The sequence below is a fragment of the Catellatospora coxensis genome (assembly GCF_016862635.1).
In the GTDB taxonomy this organism is placed as follows: Bacteria; Actinomycetota; Actinomycetes; order Mycobacteriales; family Micromonosporaceae; genus Catellatospora; species Catellatospora coxensis.
Genome location: NZ_BONI01000001.1, coordinates 1 through 23,513 on the forward strand (window position 1 = coordinate 1; position 23,513 = coordinate 23,513).

Genomic DNA, 23,513 nt, shown 5'->3' on the forward strand with positions numbered 1-23,513 from the left:
AGCCTCTAAGAGTTGCGGCCGGGGGACAGCGCCCGCGCCGCCGGCCTGGTCGCCGCGGGGCCCGGTGGTGGGTGAGGTCTCGGGTGGGTGGGCATGGTTGAGGCCCCGGCCGCGGGGCGGACGGGGCCTCAAGGTGAGACAGAGGGGGCTCAGCCCTCGAAGATGCCGGCCTCGGCGAGGCGCTTCTCGGTGGCGTCCCACCCGTGGCCCGGGTGGGTGCTGTTGAGAGCGACCAGCTCGGCGCGGATCTTGGCGGCGTGGCCGGCGCCCGCGAGCACGCGGATCTCCTCGACGAAGGCGTCCGAAGAGGTGCTCAGGTGCACGGTCTTGCCGTTGGTGAGGTTCCGCACGTAGGCGTGCTTGCCGTTGTTCAGCGGAATGATGTACTTGAACTCACCGAGCACGCTCAGCGCGCCACCCTTGGCCTCACCGGCCCGGACAGACGCGCGCGCGGTCTTGGAGGTGTTGCTCGCCACGACGTACTCCTTGAAAGTCTGGTTGACTTAAGAACTCTACACGACCCCTGAGCAGACCCTGACCGGCGTCGCCTTCCGGTGTGACGGACACGTCGCCGCGGGCCGCTCGGACAATTCATCCGGCGAGTTTGGCGATTCTCTGGCGCCACATCCGCCCCAGACGTCATCATGGGTGAGATCGCCGGAGTCGCCAGGCCGTAGGGGAAGACGCGCCTGTCCGTCTCGGGAGGTCACCGTGCCCACGCGTGGCGTCGTACACGTCCACTCGAGCCCGCTTGCCGTGTGCCCTCACGTCGAGTGGGCGATTTCGCGCGCCCTGAAAAGCGGCGCGGTCAACCTGCACTGGACCGTGCAGCCACTCGAACCCAGCGCCCGGCGCGCCGAGTGCGGCTGGTCCGGCCGTCCCGGCACCGCCGCGGAGATCGCGGCCGAGCTGCGCCAGTGGCCGATGCTGCGGTTCGAGATCACCGAGGAGCCGAGCGCCGGTGTCGACGGCGAGCGCTTCATGCACGTGCCCGGCCGCGGCCTGTTCCGGGCGGCGATGGGCGCGGCCGGCGACATCCAGCTCGGCGAGGACCGGCTGCGCTCGCTCATCGCGGGCAGCCGCAGCCCGGAGGCGCTGGCGCACGCCCTCGACATGGCGATGGGCACCCCCTGGGACGCCGAACTGGAGCCGTATCGCTACGCCGCCGAGGGCGCGCCGGTGACGCTGCTGACCAGGGCGGGTTAGTCCGCGCGTGGGTGGCGGGCTCGGCCGTAAGGAGGATGTGGTCGCGTGTAACGGTTGACCCCGTCCCGTACTGCTGGTGGGATACCCGCGTGACCTCGTCAACGCAGAAGTGGTTCCGCCGGCTCGGCGCCGTCGTGTCCGGCCTGTGCACCGTGGCGGTCGTGGCAAGCGCATGCGGCACGGCGCCCGACAACGGGGGAACTCTGCCGATGCAGGATCCGGCCGACGTCTCCGCCAAGGTCGCGGGGATCATCAAGAAGATGTCCGACGCGGACCTCGCCGGCCAGGTGCTGATGCCGTTCGCCTACGGGCGCTCGGCCACCGACGTCTCCGCCGGCACCGCGGCGGGCAACAAGGCCATCGCGGGTGTGGACACCCCCGCGCAGATGATCGAGAAGTACCGGCTCGGCGGCATGATCCTGATCGGGTTCGGCGGCAACGACCCGACCGCGGCCAACCAGCCGGTCAACAACGTGCAGTCGCCGGAGCAGGTGCGGGCGCTGACCGGGGGCCTGCAGGCGGCCGCGGCCCGGCTGCCCGCCGACGTGCCGCTGCTGATCGGCATGGACCAGGAGTTCGGCGTGGTCACCCGGCTCACCACCGGGATGACGGTGCTGCCCAGCGCGATGACGTTCGGGGCGGCGGCCGACCCGCGGCTGACCGAGGTGGCCTGGCGCGCGGCGGGCCTGGAGCTGGCCGCGGTGGGCGTGAACGTGAACTTCGCCCCGGTCGCCGACGTGCTCGGCCCGGCGGGCAGCACCGTGATCGGCTCCCGGTCGTACGGGTCGGACCCGCGGGCCGCCGGTGACCAGGTCGTCGCCGCGGTCAACGGCATGCGGGCGGGCGGCGTGGCCGCGACGCTCAAGCACTTCCCCGGGCACGGCCACACCAGCGCGGACAGCCACACCGAGCTGCCGGTCGTGAAGCAGTCCCGGCAGCTGCTGGACACCGACGACCTGGCCACCTTCAAGGCCGGCATCAAGGCCGGGGCGCCGATCATCATGTCGGGCCACCTGGACGTGCAGTCGGTCGACCCGGGCGTGGCGGCGACGTTCTCCAAGAAGGTGCTGACCGACCTGCTCCGCAAGGAGCTGGGTTTCCAGGGCGTCGTGGTGACCGACGGCATGAACATGGCCCCGGCGATGAAGGTGCCGCCGGGCGAGGCCGCCGTGAAGGCGCTGCTGGCCGGAAACGACCTGATCCTCATGCCGCCGCACGTGGGCCAGGCGCACCAGGGCATCGTCGACGCGGTGAAGGCGGGCACCCTGCCGCGGTCGCGGCTCGTCGAGGCCGTCGGCCGGATCCTGCACCTCAAGCTCGGCTTCGGCCAGGCCGCGGCCCCCGCCCTGTCCACGGTGGGCACCCACCAGCAGGACGTCGCCCCGCTCGCCGCGGCCGCCGTCACGGTGCTGCGCGGAGCCTGCGGCAAGGCGCTGGTCGCCGGGCCGGTGCGGGTGACCGCCTCCGCGGGCCGGGACAAGGCCCGCAACCGCCTGACCGAGGCGCTCAAGACGTCCGGGGCCACCGTCGTCGAGACCGGCGGCAGCGTCGTCCACCTCGTCGGGTACGGCGACACGGCCGAGGACCTGGCCGCGGGCGCGGCGGTCACCGTGCACATGGACGTGCCCACGCTGCTGGCCAAGTCGACGTCGAAGGTGCTGGTCGCGACGTACTCGTCCAGTGACCTGTCCATGGACGGGCTGGCCGCGGTGCTGACCGGGAAGGCCAAGCCGACCGGCCGCTCGCCGATCGAGGTGGCCGGCCTGCCCCGGACGACCTGCGCCTGATCTGCCGAGACGCCCGCTGCGTGCCCCCGTGGCCGCAGCGGGCGTCTCGCTGTCCGCAGGGCCATGTCGTCAGGTCAGCACCAGCCACTGCCTGCCGTCGTTGTTCACGCAGCGGCAGCTCCGTCGGATGCCTCCCGGAGCTCGTCGGCGCGGTCGAGCAGTGCGCGCCGCTCGACATCGCTGTGGGCGTGCGCGGCGGCGGCACGGAACAGGTCCGCGGCGCGCGCCCGGTCGCCGGCCCGCGCGGTGAGGTCGGCCTCCGCGGCGATCGCCAGCGGGTAGCCGTCGAGTGCCCCGCCCGCGCGGGCGCGGCCCAGCAGGTCCAGCCCGGCCGCGGGCCCGTGGGCGTAGCCGTGCGCGACCGCCCGGTTCAGCTCGATCACGGGGCTGGGCCGCAGCTCGGCGAGCCGGTCGTAGCAGTCCGCGATGCGCCGCCAGTCGGTGTCGGGGACGGACGCCGCCGTGGCGTGGCAGGCCGCGATCAGGGCCTGCAGCGCGTAGGGCCCGGGTTCGCCGAGCGCCGGGTCGCCGAGGTCTGGTTCGCCGAGGCCTGTTCCACCGAGGCCTGTTCCACCGAGGCCGGACAGGATGCCGACGGCTTCGTCGATCGCGGTGCGGTCCCAGCGGGCGCGGTCCTGCCGGTCGAGCGGGACCAGGTCGCCGGCCGCGTCGCGGCGGGCGTGCCGCCGCGAGTGCTGCAGCAGGAACAGCGCGAGCAGGGCGTGCGCCTCGGCCTGGGCGGGCATGAGCCGGGCGAGCAGGCGGGCCAGCCGGATCGCCTCGTCGGCGAAGGCGGGCTCCCCGTCGGGGTTGTAGCCGTGGGTGAACAGCAGGTACAGCACGGCCAGCACGCCGGGCAGGCGCTCCTGCAACGCGGGGCCGGTCGGCACGCGATACGGGATGCGGGCTTCGGAGATCTTGGTTTTGGCCCGGGTCAGCCGCCGGGTCATGGTGGACTCGCTGACCAGGAACGCGCGGGCGATGTCGGGGGTCGGCACGGCGCAGATGGTGCGCAGGGTCAGCGCCACCCGGCCTTCGAGCGGCAGCGCGGGATGGCAGCAGGTGAAGACCAGCCGCAGGCGGTCGTCCACGATCTCCTCCGGCTCCGGTTCGGCGGTGGCCGCGGTCAGCGCCAGCACGGCCAGTTCACGCAGCTTGCGGCGTTCGACGGTGCCGCGCCGCAGCACGTCGAGGGCGCGGTTGCGGGCCACGGTCATCAGCCAGCCGCCCGGGTTGTCCGGCACGCCGTCGGCCGGCCAGCGGTCGAGCGCGAGCGCCAGCGCCTCCTGGGCGCAGTCCTCGGCCAGCGTCCAGTCGCCGGTGATCCTGATCAGGGGGGCCACGATGCGCTGGTACGCCTCGGTGGCCGCGGCCGCGGCGGCCTGCGCCGCCGCGGCTCGTGCCTCGGTCAAGACCGGTCCCAGTCGGCCTGCGGCCGGATCTCGATGCGACCACCGCGGGCCATCGGGTGCGCCTTCGCGACCTCGATCGCCTCGTCCAGGTCGGCGCACTCCAGCAGGTCGAAGCCGACGATCAGCTCCTTGGTCTCGGCGAACGGCCCGTCGGAGACCAGGGTCTGCCCGTCGCGCACCCGCACGGTCGTCGCCGTCGACTTCGGCGCGAGCGCCATGCCCATCAGGCGCTGGCCGCTGGCGTCGTGCCGGTCCACCCAGAGGTTGACGTCGGGCTCGGGCGTGGGGTCGGTGTCCGGCTCGGTGTCGGTGCAGACGAACATCAGATACTTCATCTCTTCGCTCCCTAGCTTTCGAGTTCACCCCGGTGACGAACGGCGAACCCCGTTCCGGACAACCCCCACCAAGATTTTTAAAGGAAGGGCACCTTCTTAACGCTCCGCGTATAAGAAGGTGCCCTTGTTAACGCGGTATGCCGTGTGAGCAGGGCATCGGCGAGACGACGGCGCGGAGGCCGCCACCTCCCGGCCCGCGCCGCCGAGGACATGACGTCGCTCGCAGGCTTACCTCTTTTTTGATGTGCCCACATCAAAAAAGATGTGGGCGCCGGCAGACATGGCCAAGCGCACGCGCCACCTGCTCCCGGCTGCGTCACCAGGCGGGTCAGAAGGCGAAGCCGCCGGGGCGGTCGTTGCGGTCGGCGATCAGCCCGGCCAGCGTCGCCACGGCGATCTCCGCGGGCGTACGCGACCCGATGTTCAACCCGATCGGCCGGTGCACCCGCGCCACCGCGCTCTCGCCCACCCCGCGTTCACGCAGCGCCGCCACGTGCGGGGCGGTGTGCCGCGGGCTGCCCATCACGCCGATCCAGCGGGCCCGGGTCTGCAGCGCCGCGTCCAGGATCGCGCCGAGTTCCGCCCGGTCGTGGTCGGTGACCACCACGTCGGCGTCGCCGTCGGCGAACGACGGGTCGACGGTGCTGGCCAGCCGCAGGTGCTCGGGCCGGGACACGCTCTCGATCAGGTGCAGGTCGGGCTCGACGAGCACGGTGCGGTAGCCGAGGTCGTGGCCGAAGTGCAGCAGGTGCTCGGCGACAGGGGACGCGAAGACGGCGACCAGGGTGCGCGCGCCGTGTGGCGCGGGAAGATCGCCGTGCGCGGCGGCGCAGGCCGGATCCGTGTGCCGATGTGCCATCCGCCCAGCCTAGTACCGTGCCGTCGCTGCGCAGGCCGACAGCGATGAGCCAGGCTCTGCGGCGGTGATCGCGGTGAGGCGAGTCCGCCGGGAAGTCGCAGATCAGCTGCGTGCTGCGTTAAGAAGGGCACCTTCTACAACGCGGAGCGTTGTGAAGGTGCCCTTCCTTTGTTCTCAGGGGACGGGGGCGGTGGCGCGGATGGTGTGGGCGGTGATGGTGGACATGACCATCGTCTGGTCGGGTTCGGGGGTGGCGCGACGGGTGCGACCCGGCGTTCAGCGAGTCCGAGGTGCGCAAACCCTGCATGTACGGCGACACGGGCGGCAAGACCACCATCGTCCTGTTCGGCGACTCGCACGCCGGGCACTGGTTCCCGCCGCTGGACACGATCGCCAAGCAGCGCGGCTGGCGGCTGGCCGTGGTCACCAAGTCGGCCTGCTCCGCCGCCAGCACCCTGATCTACATGAGCAACCTCAAGCGGCCGTACGAGGAGTGCGTGCGCTGGCGCGACGCCGCCGTGGAGTACATCCGCTCGCTGAATCCCGCGATGGTGGTGATGTCGTCCAACGGCAACGGCAACGGCGACGCCCTCGACGTCGGGCCCGACCAGGCGACCGGCTGGGCGTCGGCGTGGCGCAAGACGTTCGGCCGGCTCGCCCGGCCCGGCCAGAAGCAGGTGCTGATCAGCGACACCGCCTGGCCCGCCGGCGACGCCCCGGAGTGCGTGTCGAGCCACCTGGCCAAGCTGGAGGCCTGCCACCGCCCCACCCAGGCCGCGATCGGCGACGGCCGCCGCCGCGCCCTCGTCGCCGAGGCCGCGACCCTCGACGGCGTCACCGTCATCGACCCGCTCCCGTGGATGTGCACGGCCGCCAAGTGCCCCGTCGTCATCGGCAACGTCCTCGTCTACAGGACAACAGCCACCTCACCGCGACCTTCGCCGCCCTCCTCGCCACCGTCCTAGCCGACCGCCTCCCCCCGCCCTGACGCCCCCGCCCACCCCCCACCTGGCGCAACTCTTAAAGACTTGCGGCCTCGGAGTGGCCCGGAGGCCGCAAGTCTTTAAGAGTTGCGGCCGGGGGTCAGAGGGGGATGTTGCCGTGGGCGCCGCGGGCGGCGGGGGCGGCGGCGAGGGCTTCGGCGATGCGTTTGCGGGACTCGGCGGGTTTGATGACGTCGTCGACGACGCCGATCTCCAGGGCGCGGTTGACGCCGCCCGCGGCCCGGGTCTGCTCCTCGACCAGGCGTACCCGCAGCACCTCGCGCTCGTCGGGCGGGGCGGCGGCGAGCCTGCGGCGGTGCAGGATGTTCACGGCTGCGCCCGCGCCCATGACGGCGACCTCGGCGTTCGGCCACGCGAACACGGCGCTCGCGCCGAGCGAACGCGAGTTCATCGCGATGTACGCCCCGCCGTACGCCTTGCGGGTCACCAGCGTCACCCGGGGCACGACGGCCTCGGCGAAGGCGTGCAGCAGCTTCGCGCCGCGGCGTACCACACCGTCCCACTCCTGGCCGAGGCCGGGCAGGTAGCCGGGCACGTCCACGACGACGATCAGCGGCACGCCGAGCGCGTCGCACATGCGCACGAAGCGGGCGGCCTTCTCGGCCCCGGCGGAGTCGAGGCAGCCGCCCAGGCGCAGCGGGTTGTTGGCGACGACGCCGACGGTGCGGCCGGCGAAGCGGCCCAGGGCGGTCACGACGTTCGGGGCCCACCTGGCGTGCAGCTCCACGCCGGGCTCGTCGAGCAGGGCCTTGACCAGGGGTCGGACGTCGTACGCCCGGTTGGCCTGCTCGGGCAGCCACGCGCCGAGGTCCCGGTCGTCGGCGACGTCGGCGGGGGACAGGCGGCCGGGCCGGCCGAGCAGCCGGGCCAGCCGCCGTGCCTCGGCGACCGCGGAGGCGTCGTCCTTGCAGGTGAGGTGCACGACGCCGGAGCGGCGGCCGTGCGCGTCGGGGCCGCCCAGGCTCTCCATGTCGACCTGCTCGCCGGTGACGGAGCGGACGACCTCGGGCCCGGTCACGAAGATCCGGCCCGCATTGCTCATGATCACGATATCGGTCAGCGCCGGCCCGTACGCCGCGCCACCGGCCGCCGGGCCGAGCACCACGGAGATCTGCGGCACGCGGCCCGAGGCCCGCACCATCGCCGCGAAGACCTGCCCGACACCGTCCAGCGCGACGACGCCCTCGGCCAGCCGGGCCCCGCCGGAGTGCCACAGGCCGACGACGGGCAGACGCTCGCGGACCGCGGTGTCGATGACGTCCACGATGTGCTCGCAGCCCTGCGCGCCCAGCGCCCCGCCCATGCGGGTGGCGTCGGTGGCGAAGGCGACCGCGGGCATGCCGTCGATCTCGCCGCGCGCGCCGAGCACGCCCGAGCCGTCCGCGCCGGCCAGGGTACGCAGCGTGCCCTCGTCGAACAGGGCCCGCAGCCGTACCAGCGGGTCGCGGTGGTCGACGATGCCCGCCGCCGAGGTCGTGGTCATGCGGATCTCCCTTGGGGCAGGCGGTCTACGCGACGACGCCCAGGCGCACTGAGGCACCTGGGCGTCGCCTGGCCACGAGCCCGGGGACCGAACTGCTCGGCCGACCAGGCTCAGGGCCGCGTCTTGAGCTGCCGGTCACTCGGCCTACGGCCGCGTGAACAGGAGGGCGACGTTGTGCCCACCGAAGCCGAACGAGTTGTTCAGCGCGGCTGCGATCTGCAGCGGGCGGGCCTTGTGCGCCGCCACGTCCATGGTCAGAGCGTCGTCGGGGTCGTCGAGGTTGATCGTCGGCGGCACGACGCTGTCGCGGATCGCCAGGATCGTCGCGATCGACTCCAGCGCGCCCGCCGCGCCGAGCAGGTGCCCGGTCATCGACTTGGTCGCGGTCAGCACCGGGTGGTCACCCAGCGCCGCCCGCAGCGCCGCGATCTCGGCCATGTCGCCGACCGGGGTCGACGTGGCGTGGGCGTTGACGTGCGCGACGTCGGCCTTGGCCACGCCCGCGTCGCGCAGTGCCATCGCGATGGCCCGGGCGGCGCCCGTGCCCTCGGGGTGCGGCTGCACGATGTCGTACCCGTCGGAGGTCATGCCCGCGCCGGCGAGGCGCGCGTAGACCCGCGCGCCGCGCGCCGCGGCGTGGTCGGCCCGTTCCAGGATCACGATGCCGGCGCCCTCGCCCAGGACGAAGCCGTCCCGGCCCTTGTCCCACGGGCGGGAGGCCTTCTCCGGCTCGTCGTTGCGCGTCGACATGGCGCGCATCGAGGCGAAACCGGCGATCGGCAGGGGGTGGATCACGGCCTCGGTGCCGCCGGCGATGACGACGTCGGCACGACCGGACCGGATCATGTCCAGACCCCACGCGACGCCCTCGGCGCCGGTGGCGCATGCGCTGGTCGGCGCGTGCACGCCGGCCTGCGCGCCGTACTCCAGGCCGACGAAGGCGGCCGGACCGTTCGGCATCAGCATCGGGACCGTGTGCGGGCTGACCCGCCGCGCGCCGGATGCCTCCAGGATGTCGTCCTGGGCCAGCAGGGTCTGTGCGCCGCCGATGCCGGAGCCGACGACCACGCCGAGCCGCTCTTTGTCGAGGCCGGCGTCGGCCAGCCCGGAGTCGGCCCACGCCTCGGCGGCGGCGATGAGCGCCACGGCCTCGGAGCGGTCCAGCTTGCGCAGCCGTACGCGGTCGATGACCTCGCTCGGCTCCACCGCCAGCTGGGCGGCGATCTTAACCGTCAGCTGATCGGCCCACTCCTGGGTCAGCTTGCTGACCCCGGAGCGGCCCGCCAGCATCGCGTCCCAGGTCGACGCCACGTCCCCGCCGAGCGGGGTGGTGGCGCCGAGACCGGTGACGACAACGTCAGGCTTGGTCACGTCAAATCTCGCAACTTCAGGAGTTGGCGACGATGAAGGAGACAGCGTCGCCGACGGTCTTCAGGTTCTGGACCTCGTCGTCCGGGATCTTCGCGCCGAACTTCTCCTCGGCGGCCACGACGACCTCGACCATGGAGAGCGAGTCGACGTCGAGGTCCTCGGTGAACGACTTCTCCTCGGAGACGTCGTCGGGGTTCACGCCGGCGACCTCTTCGAGGATCTCGGCCAGGCCGGTGACGACCTCTTCGCGCGTAGCCATGGAACTTGGTTTCCCTTCGGTTGGTGGAACTGATGTGGGTGTAAGCCAGGGGTGGGGCTCAGGGGCAGCGGACTACCTGACCGGCGTAGGTCAGGCCGCCGCCGAAGCCGACGAGCAGCACCGGCGAGCCGGACTTCACCTCGCCGCGCTCGATCATCTTGGACAGGGCCAGCGGGATGCTCGCGGCCGACGTGTTGCCGGACTCCACGATGTCGCGGGACAGCACCGCCGGGTCCACGCCGATCTTGCGGGCCAGCGGCTCGATGATGCGCAGGTTGGCCTGGTGGGGCACGAAGCCGCCCAGGTCGCCGGGGGCGACGCCGGCCTTCTCGCAGGCCGCGAGAGCGACCTGGGGCGCGGTGCCGGTGGCCCAGCGGAAGACCTTCTGGCCCTCCTGCACGATGTACGGCTGCCAGCCCTCGATGGCGATCGCGTCGCTGGGCTCGCTGCCCCAGACCACGGGGCCGATGCCGGGCTCCTCGCCCTCGGCGGTGGCCGACACGACCGCCGCGCCCGCGCCGTCCGCGAAGATCACGCAGGTGCTCCGGTCGGACCAGTCGGTGATCTGCGACAGCTTCTCCGCGCCGATGACCAGCGCGTGCCTGGCGGCGCCCGCGCGGATCGCGTGGTCGGCGTTGGCCAGCGCGTACGAGAAGCCCGAGCACGCGGTGTTCAGGTCGAACGCGGCCGCCCCGGCGACGCCGAGCTTGTCGGCGACCCGGCAGGCCACGTTCGGGCTCCGGTCGATCGAGGAGCAGGTCGCCACGATCACCAGGTCGATGTCGGCGGCGGTCAGGCCGGACGCGGCCAGCGCCTTCTCGGCGGCGAACCCGGCCATGTCGGCGACGGTCTCGGTGTCGGCGATGCGCCGCTCCTTGATGCCGACGCGAGACTGGATCCACTCGTCGTTGGTGTCGACCATCTGCGCCAGATCGTCGTTGGTCACGACGCGAGACGGCTGGTAGTGCCCGAAAGCGAGGATCTTGCTGCCGCTGACGCTCATGATTGCTCTCCGATGCGGGCTTGCGGGGTGGAATCGTGCGACCCCGGCGCGCTGTGGCGCGAGATGAGGTCCTTCGCGGCGGCCAGGTCGTCCGGCGTGTTCAGCGTGACGATCTCCGGCGTGCCGGGCTTCAGCTCGCGCTTGACCAGCCCGGCGAGGGTGCCCGCGGGCGGCAGCTCGATCACGGCGGTGACGCCGCGCTCGGCCAGGGTGCGCATGCACAGGTCCCAGCGGACCGGTGCGGTCACCTGGCGGACCAGGCGGCCGAGCATCTCCTGGCCGTCGGTGACGGCCGCGCCGTCGGCGTTGGACAGCTGCGGGCGCGCGGCGTCGGCGGTGGCCGTGCTGCTCGCCACAGCGGCCAGGGCCGCCTCGGCCGGAGCCATGTACGGGGTGTGGAACGCGCCTGCGACAGCCAGCTTGATGACCCGGGTACGGGCCGGCGGCGCGGCGGCGAACTTGTCGAGCGCGTCGAGGGCGCCCGCGATGACGATCTGGCTGGCCCCGTTGCGGTTCGCGGCGTAGAGGCCGCCCGCCTCCAGCGCGGCCAGCAGCTCGGCCTCGTCGCCGCCGAGCACGGCGGCCATGCCGGTGGGCTCCAGCGCGCAGGCGGCGGCCATCTCGCGGCCGCGTACGCCGGCCAGCGTGATCGCCGCGTCCGGGGTGAGCATGCCGGACAGCGCCGCCGCGCCCAGCTCGCCGACGCTGTGCCCGGCCACGAGCGACACGCCGTTCAGCGGCAGCTCACCGGCGGCCAGCAGGGCGGCGGCGATCAGCAGCGGCTGGGTCTTCGCGGTGTCCTTGATCTCCTCGGCGTCCGCCTCGGTGCCCAGGTGCACCAGGTCGACTCCGGCGAGGTCCGACCACCAGCGCAGGCGGTCGGCGGCGCCGTCGAGGTCGAGCCACGGCGTGAGGAATCCGGGTTTCTGGGCACCCTGGCCCGGGGAGAGTACGGCGAGCACGTATTCAACCCTGAGGGATCACGGTCCGGCGCGCCGTTGCCGGGGATGACTAAATCCTCCTACCGATGTTGTGGGTACTCCACAAAGATCGGCGTACGGTGGCGGAATTTTGTCCCGTTCATGTCGGCTTGGTGAGCTGTTCGCCCTGCGTACCGGGCTCAAGCCGGCCCAGCGCCAGGGCGATCTTGAGGGTGAACGCGTCACGCGGAGTCAGCGGCCCGAAGCCTGTGACCTCGGCCACTCGGCGCAGACGGTAACGCACCGTGTTCGGGTGGACGAACAGCGCCCGCGCCGTCGCCTCCAGCGCGCCGCCGTGCGTGAGGAACGCGTCCAGCGTCTCCAACAGCTCCCCGCTGGTCCGCGCGAGCGCGCCGTACGCCGAGTGGCGCAGGATGCGCCGGGCCTCCCCGTCGCCGGCCAGGGCCCGTTCGGGCAGCAGATCGTCGGCGGCCACCGGCCGGGGCGCGGCGGGCCACGCGGGCGCGGCCCGGTAACCGGCCATCGCCGAGCGGGCCGACTCCGTGGCCGCCTCCAGGGACGGCACCGCCGGGCCGACCACCACCGGGCCCTCCCCGAACGCGGGCAGCAGCCGCTCGGCCACCGACACCGGATCGCTGGCTCCGCCCACCACCACGACCAGCCGGTCGCCGTGCACGCCGCCGAGCACCTCGACGTCGGCGCGCCGCGCCGCCCGGTGCACGCCGTGCAGCACGATCGCGGCCTCACCGCCGGGGGAGCGGCCCACCACCACCGCGACCGGCGGCGCGTCGGTCCAGCCCAGCGCGGCCGCGCGGCTGGCCAGCACGTCCGCGGAGTCCCCGCGCAGCAGCGCGTCCACCAGCAGCGCCTGCAGCCGGGCGTCCCACGCGCCGCGCGACTCGGCCGCGCGGGCGTACACCCGGGCGGCGGCGAACGCGACCTCGCGGGAGTAGCGCAGCACCGCCTCGCGCAGCTGCTGCTCCTCGCCGGGCGCGGCCAGGTGCGGCACCTGCTCCTCGACCACGTCGATGGTGACCTTGATCAGGGCGACCGTCTGCTGCAGGTTGATGCTGCGGGCCAGCGCCCGCGGCGCGACGTCGAACACCTCGTCGGAGACCGCCTGCGGCCCGCCCCGCGTTCCCGCGCCGGTGCGCAGCCACTGCACCAGCGACTGGACACCGGCCTGCGCCACCAGCATGACCCACGACCGCTGGTCGGCCGGCAGCTCGCGGAACCACGGCAGCGACTCGTCCATGCGCGAGACGCTGGCGGTGGCCAGCGCGCCGGCGGACCGCTCGATCTGCCGCAGCGTCGCGGCCAGCGGCTCGCCGTCGGTCATGTGCCCCATATTAGGGAGCCTGCGGGCGCCACCGCCCCGGCTCACCCGGCACGCCCCGACGACCGGCCGGAACCGGCCGCGCCGCTCGCCGGCCCCGGAGCGGGGGACCCGGCTCCGGGCGCGGCGTCGTCGGCGCGTGCGGTCACGGCTGCGGGTGCCCGTCGCCCTGCTGCGGCGTGGGGTGCGGTGAGGCGGGCTGGGCCACCGTGGCCGGGTCGAACGCGGGCGCGGCGTACGGGTCGGGCGCGGCGGCGGGCGCCTTGCGGCGGGTGAGCCACACGGCCAGGAACACGATGCCGATGATCACGGCGAGGCCGAGCACGCCGCCGACCACGGCGACGACCAGCCACGGGAACGCGCTGCCCTCCTCGGCCACGGCCCGCAGCTCGTTCTTGCCGCCCAGCGCCACGTTCCAGCGCACCGTGTCGCCGTCGACGACCGCCTTGGCGTCGTGCTCGACGACCTTGCCGGGGAAGGTGACCGCGAAGGTGATCTGCAGGCTGCTCAGGAACGGCTTGACCATCTCGGCCTGCGGGCCGAGGCCGTCGGCGCCGGTGTCGAGGTCCGCGGTGAAGACGTACTTGCCGTTGGCGTGGGTGATCGTGGGCGAGCCCTTCTCACCGGTGTTGAACTCGGTCAGCGGCAGGTCGTCGTAGATGATCTTCTTGCCGTAGTACTTGCCGTCGTCGTACACCTCGGTCTTCGCGCCCTTCGGCAGCTCCGCGAGGCTGTCGCCGGCGTCGGCGAACGCCTGCTCGGGGCTCTTGCCGCTCAGCTGGAGCACCGACTTGTCCAGCGCCATGATGATCGTGCCGTCGACGGTGTCGTCGCTGTTGACGGTCATGTTCATGTCGAGCTTCATGCAGCCGGTGAGGCTGAAGGCCGCCAAGGCCAGTACGGCGAGGGTGCGCAGAGGTTTGCGGGCAAGTCGCATCGGGCCAGTATGTGGCACCTGTGCCCCGGCCGGAAGCCGGGGCACAGGGCACTCGCGTCAGGCGAGTGCGCCGGAAGGCGTACCCCGATGTCAGATGGTGCGGCGGAACGCGTACGCGATGGCGAACACGCCGAGCGCGATGACCACGACGACCGCGCCGTTGAGCCCCACGAAGCGCTGCCAGTCGCCGACCATGGCGCGGATGTCCGGCTCGGCCGTCGCCGACTCGACCAGACCGCCGCCCACGCCGCCGCCCTCGGCCGGCGCGGCCGTGCCCAGCGGGATCCCGGCGCCGCGCAGCGAGGCGTCCATGGTGAAGCGCCCCAGGAACCAGGCCGCGGTGACCTTGCGCTTGTCCGGCTGCGCGGCCGGGCGGAACACCCGGGGACCGCCCGCGGCCAGCGGGTACAGGTCGAAGGTCTGCTTGTCCACGCCGTTGACCGCGCTCACCACGGTGAACTTCGGGCCGAGCTTGTCGGCGGCCGGAGCCTTGAGCGTCGAGGTCCCGCCGGCCAGCCAGTCGACCTCGCCCGCCATCGCCGTGAACGGGCGCTGGTGCTGGTCGGAGCGCAGCACGATGGGCGCGGACAGGGTGTCCGAGGAGATGGTGATGCTGCGCACCGTCGGCGACGGGCTCGGCTTGGGTGACGGCGCCGGCGCGCCGAACGCGGGCGCGCCGAGCAGCAACAGGGCTGCGGCGAACAGTCCTGCCACGACCTTCACGATGGTGCCCCTCACGTTGGTGCCCTGCATTGGCCCGCCCCGTTTCGCTGCGTCACCTGGTGCCAGTGTGACTGGTGGTACCTCTTCTAGACCCGCGAGAAACCTGTCAGGTTGCTACGCCGATAGTCACGTTTCGGACACGGGCGCGGCACTGTCGGGCTTGGTGGGGTAAGCCACGCGATTGGTCGGGAACCTAAAGGGCCGGTAACGTCGACCAACTGCGGAATGCGGTGGATCATAACGAAGCGGAGGCGATCGTGGGGGACAGTCGGCGGCGGAGCGGGCGGCGCCAGGTGGCACGGCGTGGCGCGGCGGTGCTCGCCGTCCTGGTGGGACTCGGCGCGCTGCTGCTCGGCGCGACTCCCGCCTGGGCGCACAATGCCCTGGTCACGGCCTCTCCGAAGAAGGACGCCACGCTGACGGCCGCCCCCGGTGCGGTGAAGCTGACCTTCCTGGCGACGCTGAAGAGCGATGGGACGAAGCTCACGGTGACCGGCCCGGACGGCGGCGCGGCGGCGGGCCCGGTGACCGTCAGCGGCAAGGCGGTGTCCGTGCCGTTCACCGGCACCGCGGGCGGGGCCTACACCGTCGCGTACGAGGTGTTGTCAAAGGACGGCCACCTGGTGAAGGGCTCCTACCGGTTCAGCCTCGCAATGGCCGAGAGCGCCGCCCCGAGCCCGTCCCCGGTCACCGAGTCGGCGCAGGTCAGCCCGTCGGCGAGCCCGGCCGCGGCAAGCACCGCCCCGGTCGCCGACACCGGCTCCGGCGACCCGTGGTGGCCCTGGGTCGGCGGCGCGGCCGTGGCCGGCCTGCTGGTCGGCGGGGTCATCAACCTCGTCAAGAAGCGCCGCGAACAGGCCTGACCCGCGAACGGCAAGACGCCCCCCGCCAAGCACGGCGGGGGGCGTCGTCGTATGCGGATCAGGCCGCGGCGGCCTCCAGCCGGCGCAGCGTGCGCTCGCGGCCGAGCACCTCCAGGGACTCGAACAGCGGCAGGCCCACCGAGCGGCCGGTGACCGCGACGCGGACCGGGGCCTGCGCCTTGCCCAGCTTCAGCCCGTGCGCCTCGCCGACGGTGACCAGGGTGTTCTTCAGCGACTCGGCGTCCCACGACGACAGGTCGCGCAGCGCCGCGATGACGTCGGGCAGGATCCCGGCATCCTTCGAGGCCTTCGCCCAGGAGGCCTCGTCCAGCAGCGGCTCGTCGAGGAACAGGAAGTCCACGTAGGACGGCACCTCGGACAGCACCGCGATACGGGTCTGCACCAGCTCGGCGACCTGCGCGAACACGGCCGGGTCGTACGCGTCCGGCGACCACGGCGGCGGCGTGATCCCGTACCCCCGCTCGGCCCGCTCCTCCTCGGTCGGGAACGGCCCGGTCAGCCACGGCGTGCAGGCCTCGGTGAACTCCGGCACGCTCAGCGCCCGGATGTACTCGCCGTTGAACGCGCGCAGCTTCTTCTCGTCGAAGAACGCGGGCGACGGGTTGACCTCGTCCAGGCGGAACTCGTCCTCGATCACCGACCAGGGCACGATCTCCCGGTCGCCGCTGGGCGCCCAGCCGAGCAGCATCAGGTAGTTGCGCATGGCGGCGGCGAGGTAGCCCTCGTCGCGGTACATCTCCAGGGCGACCTTGTCGCGGCGCTTGGACAGCTTCTGCCGCTTCTCGTTCACCACGACCGGCACGTGCGCCCACACCGGCGGGGTCTTGCCCAGCGCCTCCCAGAGCAGCTGCTGCTTGGGCGTGTTGGGCAGGTGCTCCTCGGCGCGGATCACGTGGGTGATCCCCATGGTCATGTCGTCGACGACGTTGGCCAGCAGGAACACCGGCGAGCCGTCGCCGCGCGCGATGACGAAGTCCTCGATCAGCTTGTTCTCGAAGGTCGGCTCGCCGCGGATCAGGTCGACGACCTTGGTCACGCCCTCGTCCGGGGTGCGGAAGCGCAGCGCCCGGCCCTCGCCCGCGGCCAGGCCCCGGTCGCGGCAGAAGCCGTCGTAGCCGGAGAACTTGTTCTCGGTGCGGGCCTGCACGTCGTCGCGGGTGCAGTCGCAGTAGTAGGCGCGGCCCGCGTCGAACAGCTGCTGGGCGGCCTTGGTGTGCTCCGCGTGGTACGACGACTGGAACAGCGGGCCCTCGTAGGTGTCCCGGGCGATGCCGATCCACTCCAGCGCGGACAGGATGCCCTCGGTCCACTCGGGGCGGTTGCGCGCGGCGTCGGTGTCCTCGATGCGCAGCACGAACACCCCGCCCTGCTGCTTGGCGAAGACCGCGTTCTGCAGCGCCGAGCGGGCGCCGCCGACGTGGAACATACCGGTCGGGGAGGGAGCGAAGCGCACACGTACCGTCACGGTCTCCAGGGTACGGCGCGCCCCCGGGCGCCGCGCCACCAGGTTTGCCGGGGGTGTCCCCGGATACGCCAAGGGCCCGCTCCAGCTGGGAACGGGCCCTTCGGGCAGGTGTGCCGCTACGGCTGCGAGGCCGGGGGCTGCTCGCGGACCAGCAGGGCCACCGCGACACCCTGGGTGCGCTGGGCGAACACCGTGGTGAACTCGTCGCGCAGCAGCTCGGCGCGGGCCACCGGCATGGCCGCGAACAGGTCGCGGTCGGGCGCGGAGGTGACCAGCCAGATCCGGGTGACACCCTGGGCGCACTCGGCCGGGTCGGCGCACTCGACGGCCTCGAAGCTGCCCCGGTCCTGGCCCCGGACGGACACGAAGACGTCCTTCGGCCCGTCGAGGTCGCGCAGCTCGAAGGTCATCCCGCGGCGGAAGGTGCGCGGGCCGCCGTGCGACTCGCCGCCGTAGGCGATGGCGTCGCCCGGCAGCAGGCGCGGCCGCATGATCTCGGCGGCGGTACGCAGATCGGCCTGGTTGCCGGCGGGCAGCGTGCGCGCCTCGACCTGCCCCGGCAGGCCGGCCAGGGCCAGCACCGCCAGCGCGCCCAGCGACACCGCCCAGCCCGGCCCGTCCCCGGCCAGCGCCCGGACCGCGCCGCGCCGCGCCGAGCCGCCGGTCTGGGCCGCCTCGCCGCCGAGGATCGCCTTCGCGCTGAGCGGGCCCGCGACGGCCCGGCGCGCCGCCGTCGTCGGCGGGACCGGGGACACCGCTCGAGCCGCCGCGGCGCGGGCCGCCGGGGTCAGCGCGGCGACCCGCGCCGACGCCTGGCGCAGCGTGCAGGCGGCCAGCAGCACCCAGGCCGGCACCGTGAACAGCAGGTACCGCGACAGCATCATGTTGATCACGGGGGTGAGTGCCAGCACGGCGGCGGGCGGCAGCAGCGCCCAGGCCAGCAGGAAGCGCCGCCGCGGCTCGGCCAGCCGCACCGCCAGCAGGGCCAGCCCCAGCACCGCCAGGCCGACCCAGAGCGAGCCGAAGATGCTGGTGATGAACTCGCGGATCGACTCCTCGCCGCGGTCGCCGATCCAGCCGATCTGACCGGTCTGCCGCTTGCCCAGCCACAGCAGCGGCAGCACGGGCAGCCCGCCGGCCGCGGTGGCCAGCACCCAGTTGCGCAGCGCCGTCGAGCGCAGCCCCACCGCGCCGAGCACGGCCACCGCGTACGCGGCCAGCACCGTCAGCGCGACCAGGTGCGACCAGCCGATGGCGGTGACGATCAGCGCGTACGGCGCCCAGCGCCGCCACCGCTCCGGCTGCTCCAGTGCGCGGAGCAGCGCGAGCGCGCCCGCCACGGCGAACGCCAGCGCGAACGCGTACGGCCGGGCCTCCTCGCCGTAGCGGGAGACCGCGGGCAGCAGGGCGAACAGCAGCCCGGCGACCAGGCCGGCACCGGGGGAGAACAGCCGCCGGCCGAGTGCCCCGATCAGGCCCGCCGCGGCCGCCATGGCCAGCGCCGACGGCAGTCGCAGGCTGGTCAGGCCGTCCCCGAAGAGGGCGACCCACGCCCGGGTGAACAGGTAGAACGGCGCGAACACCGCATCTACCTTGGACAGCAGGAGTTCCAGCTGGTCCGTGGTGAGCGAGGCGGCCCACCAGGTGGCGTACTCGTCGCGCCAGAGGGCGCGTCGGTCGTGTCCGACCAGCACCACGAGCAGGGTCACCAGCGCCGGAATCGTGATCGGAAGGCTGCGGGCGAGCCGGGCGCCGAACGGGGCCGGGCCGAAAGCGTGCGGTTGTGGGCGGGTCAAGCGTTGACCCCCTGACGGCTGAAAACGGCAGTCAACATGAATGTCCTTATTAACCAAATACGCAGTCCTATACGGCTTATAACCTATGTTGGGTTGTTGTGAAGCAGATTGTCAAACGCCTCCTGCCGAGGCCCGCACTGCGCGCCGCCGCGTACCGGCTGCCGCTGCGCCAGCGGGTCCGCATCGCCAAGCTGCTCGTCGGCGGACCGTCCCGCACCCGGTCCACCGGCTCCGCCCCCCAGGCCGGCGGGCCGTCGCCCGCCCACGCGTGGCACGACAATCTGCAGACCGTGACCGGGCTGCTGGAAGCCGACGGCGTCGACTACTTCTGCCTGCCGCACACCGACCCGCGCCGCAGCGCGGTCGCCGTCGCGGCCGAGCACCGCGCGCAGGTGCTGCGCCTGCTGCGGGGCAGGGCCGCCGAGGACACCGTCATCCGGACCCTCGACGTCGCCGGCCGCCGGGTCAGCCCGCAGCGCTGCGCGGTGGTGCAGGTCTACCGGTCCGCCGGGGGCGCGGCGAACCTGCCGCTCACCCTGGACGCGTACGCCTGCGAGATCGAGTTCTGGTCGACCGTGAAGCAGCAGGGCTGGCAGGCCCCGCGCCAGGTCGGGCCGCGCAACCACAAGGTCGGCACCGTCGTCAGCGTGGACAACCCGACGCAGTACGTCGCCGCCGCGCGGCTCTCGGCGTTCGTGCCGCGCGACGCCGAGCCCCGCTACCGCAGCCGCGCCGTCTACGCCGAGCCCGGCCCCAACGATGTGCAGTTCCCCATCGACGTCGTCTACACCTGGGTGGACGGCGACGACCCGGCCTGGCGCAGCCGCAAGGCGCAGGCCCTCGGGGAGGACGAGGACGACTCGTTCGCCGGGCTGGCCACCAACGCGTCCCGCTTCACCTCACGCGACGAGCTGCTCTACTCGATGCGCTCGCTGCACGCGTTCGCCCCGTGGGTCAACCACATCTACCTGGTGACCGACGACCAGACGCCGTCCTGGCTCGACCCGACCTCGCCGCACGTCACGCTGGTCTCGCACAAGGAGATCTTCGGCGACGTGGGCGTGCTGCCGACCTTCAACTCGCACGCGATCGAGTCGCGGCTGCACAAGGTCGCCGGCCTGTCCGAGCACTTCCTGTACTTCAACGACGACATGATCCTGGGCCGGCCCGTGCTGCCCACCCAGTTCTTCTTCGCCAACGGCGTGGCCAAGTTCTTCCCGTCCAGCTCGCTGGTCGACGTCAACCCGCCCGCGCCCGCCGACGCGCCCGTCGACGTCGCCGCGAAGAACAACCGGCGGCTGCTCCAGTCGCGCTTCGGCACCCAGCTCTACCAGAAGATGCGGCACGTGCCGTACCCGCTGCTGCGCGGGGTGCTGGAGGAGATCGAGACCGAGCTGCGCGAGGAGTCGCACGCCACCGCCTCGCACCAGTTCCGCGATCGCGGCGACCTGTCCATCCCGTCGTCGCTGGCGCACTACTGGGCGCACAGCACCGGGCGCTCGGTGCCCGGCTCGATCAGCCACGTCTACATCGACCTGGGCCGCCTGGTCGCGCCGATCATGCTGGCCCGGCTGGTCCGCCAGCGCAACGTCGACGTGTTCTGCCTCAACGACACCAACTCGGCGGCCGGGGAGATGGACGAGCAGACCGAGATGGTGCGCGACTTCATGGAGGCGTACTTCCCGTTCCACGCGCCCTGGGAGCTGTCCGGCCGCATGGACCTCACCCAGCGCACCGCCGAACCCGCCGTCGCCGCCCCGGTGGCCGGCTGACCCTGGTTTGCCATCGACGTTGGCCTATCTCATCGAAGATGATCGCCTCTTTTTCGATGAGATAGGCCAGCGTTTATGCGTGGAGGCCGCGGGCCCGCGGAACGCCGGAACGCCGGAACGCCGGCACGGTCGGTGAGTGTCGTGGCGGCCCGGTCAGGCCGGGTCCGGGGCCGGGTCGACGAGGAACTGGTGGGCGGCGAGCTCGCGGTAGAGCGGGCTGGTGTCGAGCAGTTCCTCGTGGCGGCCGGTGGCCACCACGCGGCCGTGTTCCAGCACCACGATCTGGTCGGCGTCCACGACGGTGGACAGGCGGTGCGCGACGATCAGCAGCGTACGGCCCTGCGCGACGGTGTCGATCGCCGAGCGCAGGGCCGCCTCGTTGCGCGCGTCGAGGTTGCTGGTCGGCTCGTCCAGCAGCAGGATCGGCGGCGCGGCCAGCAGCGTACGGGCGATCGCCAGCCGCTGCCGCTCCCCGCCCGACAGCAGCACACCGCCCTCGCCGACCTGCGCGTCCAGCCCCAGCGGGGTCCGGTCGACCAGCTCGTCGAGGTTCACCGCGGCCAGCACCGCGCGCATCTGCTCCTCGGTCGCGTCCGGCGTGGCCAGCCGCAGGTTCTCCCGTAGCGTGCCGGCCAGCACCGGCGACTCCTGCTCGACGTAGCCGAGCCGGGACCGCAGCGTCTGGTGGCTCAGCTCGCGCACGTCCACCCCGTCGACGCGCAGGCTGCCCGAGGTCACCTCGTAGAACCGCTCCACCAGGGACAGCAGTGTCGACTTGCCCGCCCCGGACGGCCCGACCAGCGCGGTCCGCGTACCCACCGGGGCTTGGAAGCTGACCTCGCGCAGCACCGGCTCGCCGACCCGGCCCTCGGCGTCGGTGTAACCGAAGCCGACCCGGTCGAACTCGATCGCCGGCGCGCCGGGCCGCGCCGCCGGCTCCGCGCCTGCCATCCGCACCGCGTCGGTCTGCGGCGGCGCAACCTGCGCCCCCGGCGCCGCGCCACCGGCGCCCTCCAGCGGGATGACCAGGACCTCCTCCATGCGCTGCAGCGCACCGAGCCCGGCCTGCAGCTGGGTGTACGCGTTGAGTGCCTGCCCCAGCGGCATCACCAGGAAGAACACGAACAGCACGAAGGCGACCAGGTCGCCGACGGTTATCGCGCCGGACGCGACGCGCGCCCCGCCGACGCCCAGCACCAGCAGGAACGAGCCCTGGATGGTGGTCACCATGGCGGGCTGCACGATCGCCTGCAACCGGGCGATCCGCACTCCCGCGTGGTACGCCTCCTCGGCGCTGTGCGCCACGGTCGCCGTCTCGCGGGCCTCGGCGCGGCTGGCCCGGATGGTGCGCGCCGCGGTGATGGAGCGTTCGACGGCGGCGGTCATCTCACCGATGCGCGCCTGCGCGTCCCGGGACATGCCACGCACCTTGCGGGCGAAGAAGATGCCGCCCGACATGCCGATGACCAGGCCGATCAGGGTGACCCCGAACAGCAGCGGGTCCAGCAGCACCATCGCCGTCGCCGCGCCGACCACCATGATCGCGCCGCTTACCGTGTCGAACAGGCCGGAGGTGACCACGGCCCGCAGCAGCGTGGTGTCCGCGCCTACCCGGGACAGCAGGTCACCGGTGCGGCGCTGGTCGTACTCGGCGATCGGCAGGCGCAGCAGGTGCCCGGCCAGCCGGCGGCGCGACGTGAGGACCAGGCCCTCGGCGGTGCGCTGGAGCAGGAAGTGCCGGAAGCCGTCGATCGCGGCGACGCCGACCAGGGTGACGACCAGCGCGAGCACGCTCGCTCCGATCGGCGCCCGCGCGCCGAGCCCGTCGAGCACGTTGCGGGTCAGGACCGGCTGCAGCAGCGTGCCGGCGGTGGTGACCAGCGACAGGGCGGCGACGACGAGCAGCGAGGAGCGGTGGGCGCGCAGGTACGGCCAGAGCGTGCGCAGCCCCACCTGGGGCATGGCGGCGGGGTCTTCCGGGGGCATGCCCCGACACTAGCCGCCGCCGGGCAACGGCTGCCCCGAGCGGCGATGCCGGTGGGCTGGCCACCGCGGAAGGAAAACGTTTACCCTGTGCGCCATGCGTAGCGCGTTGATCGTCCGCGGTGGTGCCGAGTTCCACGACCCCGTCGGCACCACTGACAGCTTCCTGCCGTTCCTCAAGGACCAGGGCTTCACCGTCGAGACCGCCGACGACCTTTCCGTGTACGACGACGCCGCGCTGCTCGCCCGCACCGACCTGATCGTCAACTGCTGGACCACCGGTGACCTCAGCCCCGACCGGGCCGCGAACCTCGACGACGCCGTCCGCGCCGGCACCGGCCTCGCCGGGTGGCACGGCGGCATCGTCGCCGCGTTCACCGAACGCCGCTACCAGTGGCTCACCGGCGGCTGGTTCACCTGCCACCCCGGCGACTTCGTCCCGCACACCCTCACCGTGCGACCCGACCGCGCCGACCACCCGATCGTCGCCGGCATCAGCACCGTCGCCCTGCACACCGAGCGCTACTGGATGCTCGCCGACCCCCTCAGCGACGTGCTGGCCACCATCACCTTCCCGGTCGAGGACGGCGAACCCTGGCGCGAGCCGGTCACCCACCCCGCCGTGTACACCCGGCACTGGGGCCAGGGCCGCGTCTTCGTCTCCACGATCGGCCACCACCTGCCCGACCTCGACATCCCCGAGATCCGCACCCTCACCGAACGCGGCCTGCTCTGGGCCGCCCGCCCCTGAACCACCGACCGCCGCTGGATCTAGAAGAGTTGTGGTCGCGGGGACGACGACAACTCTTCCAGATCCGGCGCACCAGGAACTCGGCTGCCCGCTCATCCCTTTTCACCGCGCCGCCTGGTTCTCGCACCGAGCCGGTGGGCTGGCCGGGCGTGTTCACAGGCGATTCACACCCTTTCGAAAGGTGACCCGGACCTGACCCGGACGTC

The 23,513-nt window shown here is 72.9% G+C and carries 21 protein-coding genes; 6 read left to right on the top strand and 15 right to left on the bottom strand.

All coding sequences use genetic code 11. The features are described 5' to 3' along the window. Positions 1-149: 149 nt before the first annotated feature. The gene (locus Cco03nite_RS00005; RefSeq protein WP_203687790.1) at positions 150-476 is read right to left on the bottom strand and encodes a hypothetical protein; all 327 of its coding nucleotides are present in this window, start codon (positions 474-476) and stop codon (positions 150-152) included. Between the two features lie 235 nt (positions 477-711). On the opposite strand from Cco03nite_RS00005, the gene Cco03nite_RS00010 reads away from it, so the two are divergent. Both Cco03nite_RS00010 and Cco03nite_RS00015 read left to right on the top strand, forming a co-directional pair. Then, on the top strand, positions 712-1,206 hold the full coding sequence (locus Cco03nite_RS00010) for a DUF3145 domain-containing protein (RefSeq protein WP_203687791.1): 495 nt from the start codon (positions 712-714) through the stop codon (positions 1,204-1,206). A 35-nt stretch (positions 1,207-1,241) separates the two neighbouring features. Next, complete coding sequence (locus tag Cco03nite_RS00015) at positions 1,242-2,993, top strand: glycoside hydrolase family 3 protein (RefSeq protein WP_203687792.1); 1,752 nt, start codon at positions 1,242-1,244, stop codon at positions 2,991-2,993. 104 nt (positions 2,994-3,097) lie between these two features. Here Cco03nite_RS00015 and Cco03nite_RS00020 read toward each other — a convergent pair whose 3' ends face one another. From Cco03nite_RS00020 to Cco03nite_RS00030, 3 genes are all read right to left on the bottom strand, one after another. Then, positions 3,098-4,405 carry an RNA polymerase sigma factor gene (locus Cco03nite_RS00020; protein ID WP_203687793.1) on the bottom strand — a complete coding sequence of 436 codons (1,308 nt, stop codon included), beginning with the start codon at positions 4,403-4,405 and terminating at the stop codon, positions 3,098-3,100. Beyond that, the gene (locus tag Cco03nite_RS00025) at positions 4,402-4,740 is read right to left on the bottom strand and encodes a YciI family protein (RefSeq protein ID WP_203687794.1); all 339 of its coding nucleotides are present in this window, start codon (positions 4,738-4,740) and stop codon (positions 4,402-4,404) included. The genes Cco03nite_RS00020 and Cco03nite_RS00025 overlap by 4 nt, the downstream gene beginning before the upstream one ends. A 328-nt stretch (positions 4,741-5,068) precedes the next feature. Next, entirely contained in the window at positions 5,069-5,599 is a 531-nt protein-coding gene (locus Cco03nite_RS00030; protein ID WP_203687795.1) for an XdhC family protein, read from the bottom strand. Between the two features lie 290 nt (positions 5,600-5,889). Between Cco03nite_RS00030 and Cco03nite_RS00035 the strand changes: the two genes are divergently transcribed. Continuing rightward, on the top strand, positions 5,890-6,564 hold the full coding sequence (locus tag Cco03nite_RS00035) for an SGNH hydrolase domain-containing protein (protein ID WP_203687796.1): 675 nt from the start codon (positions 5,890-5,892) through the stop codon (positions 6,562-6,564). A 118-nt stretch (positions 6,565-6,682) separates the two neighbouring features. Here Cco03nite_RS00035 and Cco03nite_RS00040 read toward each other — a convergent pair whose 3' ends face one another. From Cco03nite_RS00040 to Cco03nite_RS00075, 8 genes are all read right to left on the bottom strand, one after another. Further along, positions 6,683-8,086 carry an acyl-CoA carboxylase subunit beta gene (locus Cco03nite_RS00040; protein ID WP_203687797.1) on the bottom strand — a complete coding sequence of 468 codons (1,404 nt, stop codon included), beginning with the start codon at positions 8,084-8,086 and terminating at the stop codon, positions 6,683-6,685. Between the two features lie 144 nt (positions 8,087-8,230). After that, complete coding sequence (gene fabF, locus Cco03nite_RS00045; protein WP_203687798.1) at positions 8,231-9,457, bottom strand: beta-ketoacyl-ACP synthase II; 1,227 nt, start codon at positions 9,455-9,457, stop codon at positions 8,231-8,233. 16 nt (positions 9,458-9,473) lie between these two features. Next, positions 9,474-9,716 (bottom strand): acyl carrier protein, encoded by a 243-nt coding sequence (locus Cco03nite_RS00050; protein WP_120316303.1) that lies wholly within the window; start codon positions 9,714-9,716, stop codon positions 9,474-9,476. Positions 9,717-9,774: 58 nt separating this feature from the next. Beyond that, entirely contained in the window at positions 9,775-10,719 is a 945-nt protein-coding gene (locus Cco03nite_RS00055) for a beta-ketoacyl-ACP synthase III (RefSeq protein WP_203687799.1), read from the bottom strand. Next, positions 10,716-11,681, bottom strand: coding sequence for an ACP S-malonyltransferase (locus tag Cco03nite_RS00060; RefSeq protein WP_203687800.1), 966 nt, complete (start codon positions 11,679-11,681; stop codon positions 10,716-10,718). The genes Cco03nite_RS00055 and Cco03nite_RS00060 overlap by 4 nt, the downstream gene beginning before the upstream one ends. Before the next feature lie 118 nt (positions 11,682-11,799). Continuing rightward, complete coding sequence (locus Cco03nite_RS00065) at positions 11,800-12,999, bottom strand: PucR family transcriptional regulator (RefSeq protein WP_203687801.1); 1,200 nt, start codon at positions 12,997-12,999, stop codon at positions 11,800-11,802. A gap of 142 nt (positions 13,000-13,141) precedes the next feature. Continuing rightward, the gene (locus Cco03nite_RS00070) at positions 13,142-13,933 is read right to left on the bottom strand and encodes an LppM family (lipo)protein (protein WP_203687802.1); all 792 of its coding nucleotides are present in this window, start codon (positions 13,931-13,933) and stop codon (positions 13,142-13,144) included. Between the two features lie 90 nt (positions 13,934-14,023). Next, complete coding sequence (locus Cco03nite_RS00075) at positions 14,024-14,647, bottom strand: hypothetical protein (protein ID WP_203687803.1); 624 nt, start codon at positions 14,645-14,647, stop codon at positions 14,024-14,026. A 302-nt stretch (positions 14,648-14,949) separates the two neighbouring features. On the opposite strand from Cco03nite_RS00075, the gene Cco03nite_RS00080 reads away from it, so the two are divergent. Then, a complete protein-coding gene (locus Cco03nite_RS00080) occupies positions 14,950-15,519 on the top strand; it encodes a copper resistance CopC family protein (RefSeq protein WP_203687804.1) in 570 nt (189 codons plus the stop codon). A gap of 58 nt (positions 15,520-15,577) precedes the next feature. Here the strand turns inward: Cco03nite_RS00080 and gltX are convergent, their stop codons facing one another. Further along, complete coding sequence (gene gltX / locus Cco03nite_RS00085) at positions 15,578-17,005, bottom strand: glutamate--tRNA ligase (RefSeq protein WP_275411987.1); 1,428 nt, start codon at positions 17,003-17,005, stop codon at positions 15,578-15,580. A gap of 116 nt (positions 17,006-17,121) precedes the next feature. Next, entirely contained in the window at positions 17,122-18,801 is a 1,680-nt protein-coding gene (locus Cco03nite_RS00090) for a glycosyltransferase family 39 protein (protein ID WP_203687805.1), read from the bottom strand. 98 nt (positions 18,802-18,899) lie between these two features. Here Cco03nite_RS00090 and Cco03nite_RS00095 point away from each other — a divergent pair, with 98 nt between their 5' ends. Next, the gene (locus tag Cco03nite_RS00095; RefSeq protein WP_203687806.1) at positions 18,900-20,573 is read left to right on the top strand and encodes a stealth family protein; all 1,674 of its coding nucleotides are present in this window, start codon (positions 18,900-18,902) and stop codon (positions 20,571-20,573) included. Between the two features lie 153 nt (positions 20,574-20,726). On the opposite strand, the gene Cco03nite_RS00100 is transcribed toward Cco03nite_RS00095, so the two are convergent. Continuing rightward, on the bottom strand, positions 20,727-22,559 hold the full coding sequence (locus tag Cco03nite_RS00100) for an ABC transporter ATP-binding protein (protein ID WP_239167003.1): 1,833 nt from the start codon (positions 22,557-22,559) through the stop codon (positions 20,727-20,729). Between the two features lie 94 nt (positions 22,560-22,653). Between Cco03nite_RS00100 and Cco03nite_RS00105 the strand changes: the two genes are divergently transcribed. Then, positions 22,654-23,307 carry a ThuA domain-containing protein gene (locus tag Cco03nite_RS00105; RefSeq protein ID WP_203687807.1) on the top strand — a complete coding sequence of 218 codons (654 nt, stop codon included), beginning with the start codon at positions 22,654-22,656 and terminating at the stop codon, positions 23,305-23,307. The last annotated feature ends 206 nt before the right edge of the window (positions 23,308-23,513 follow it).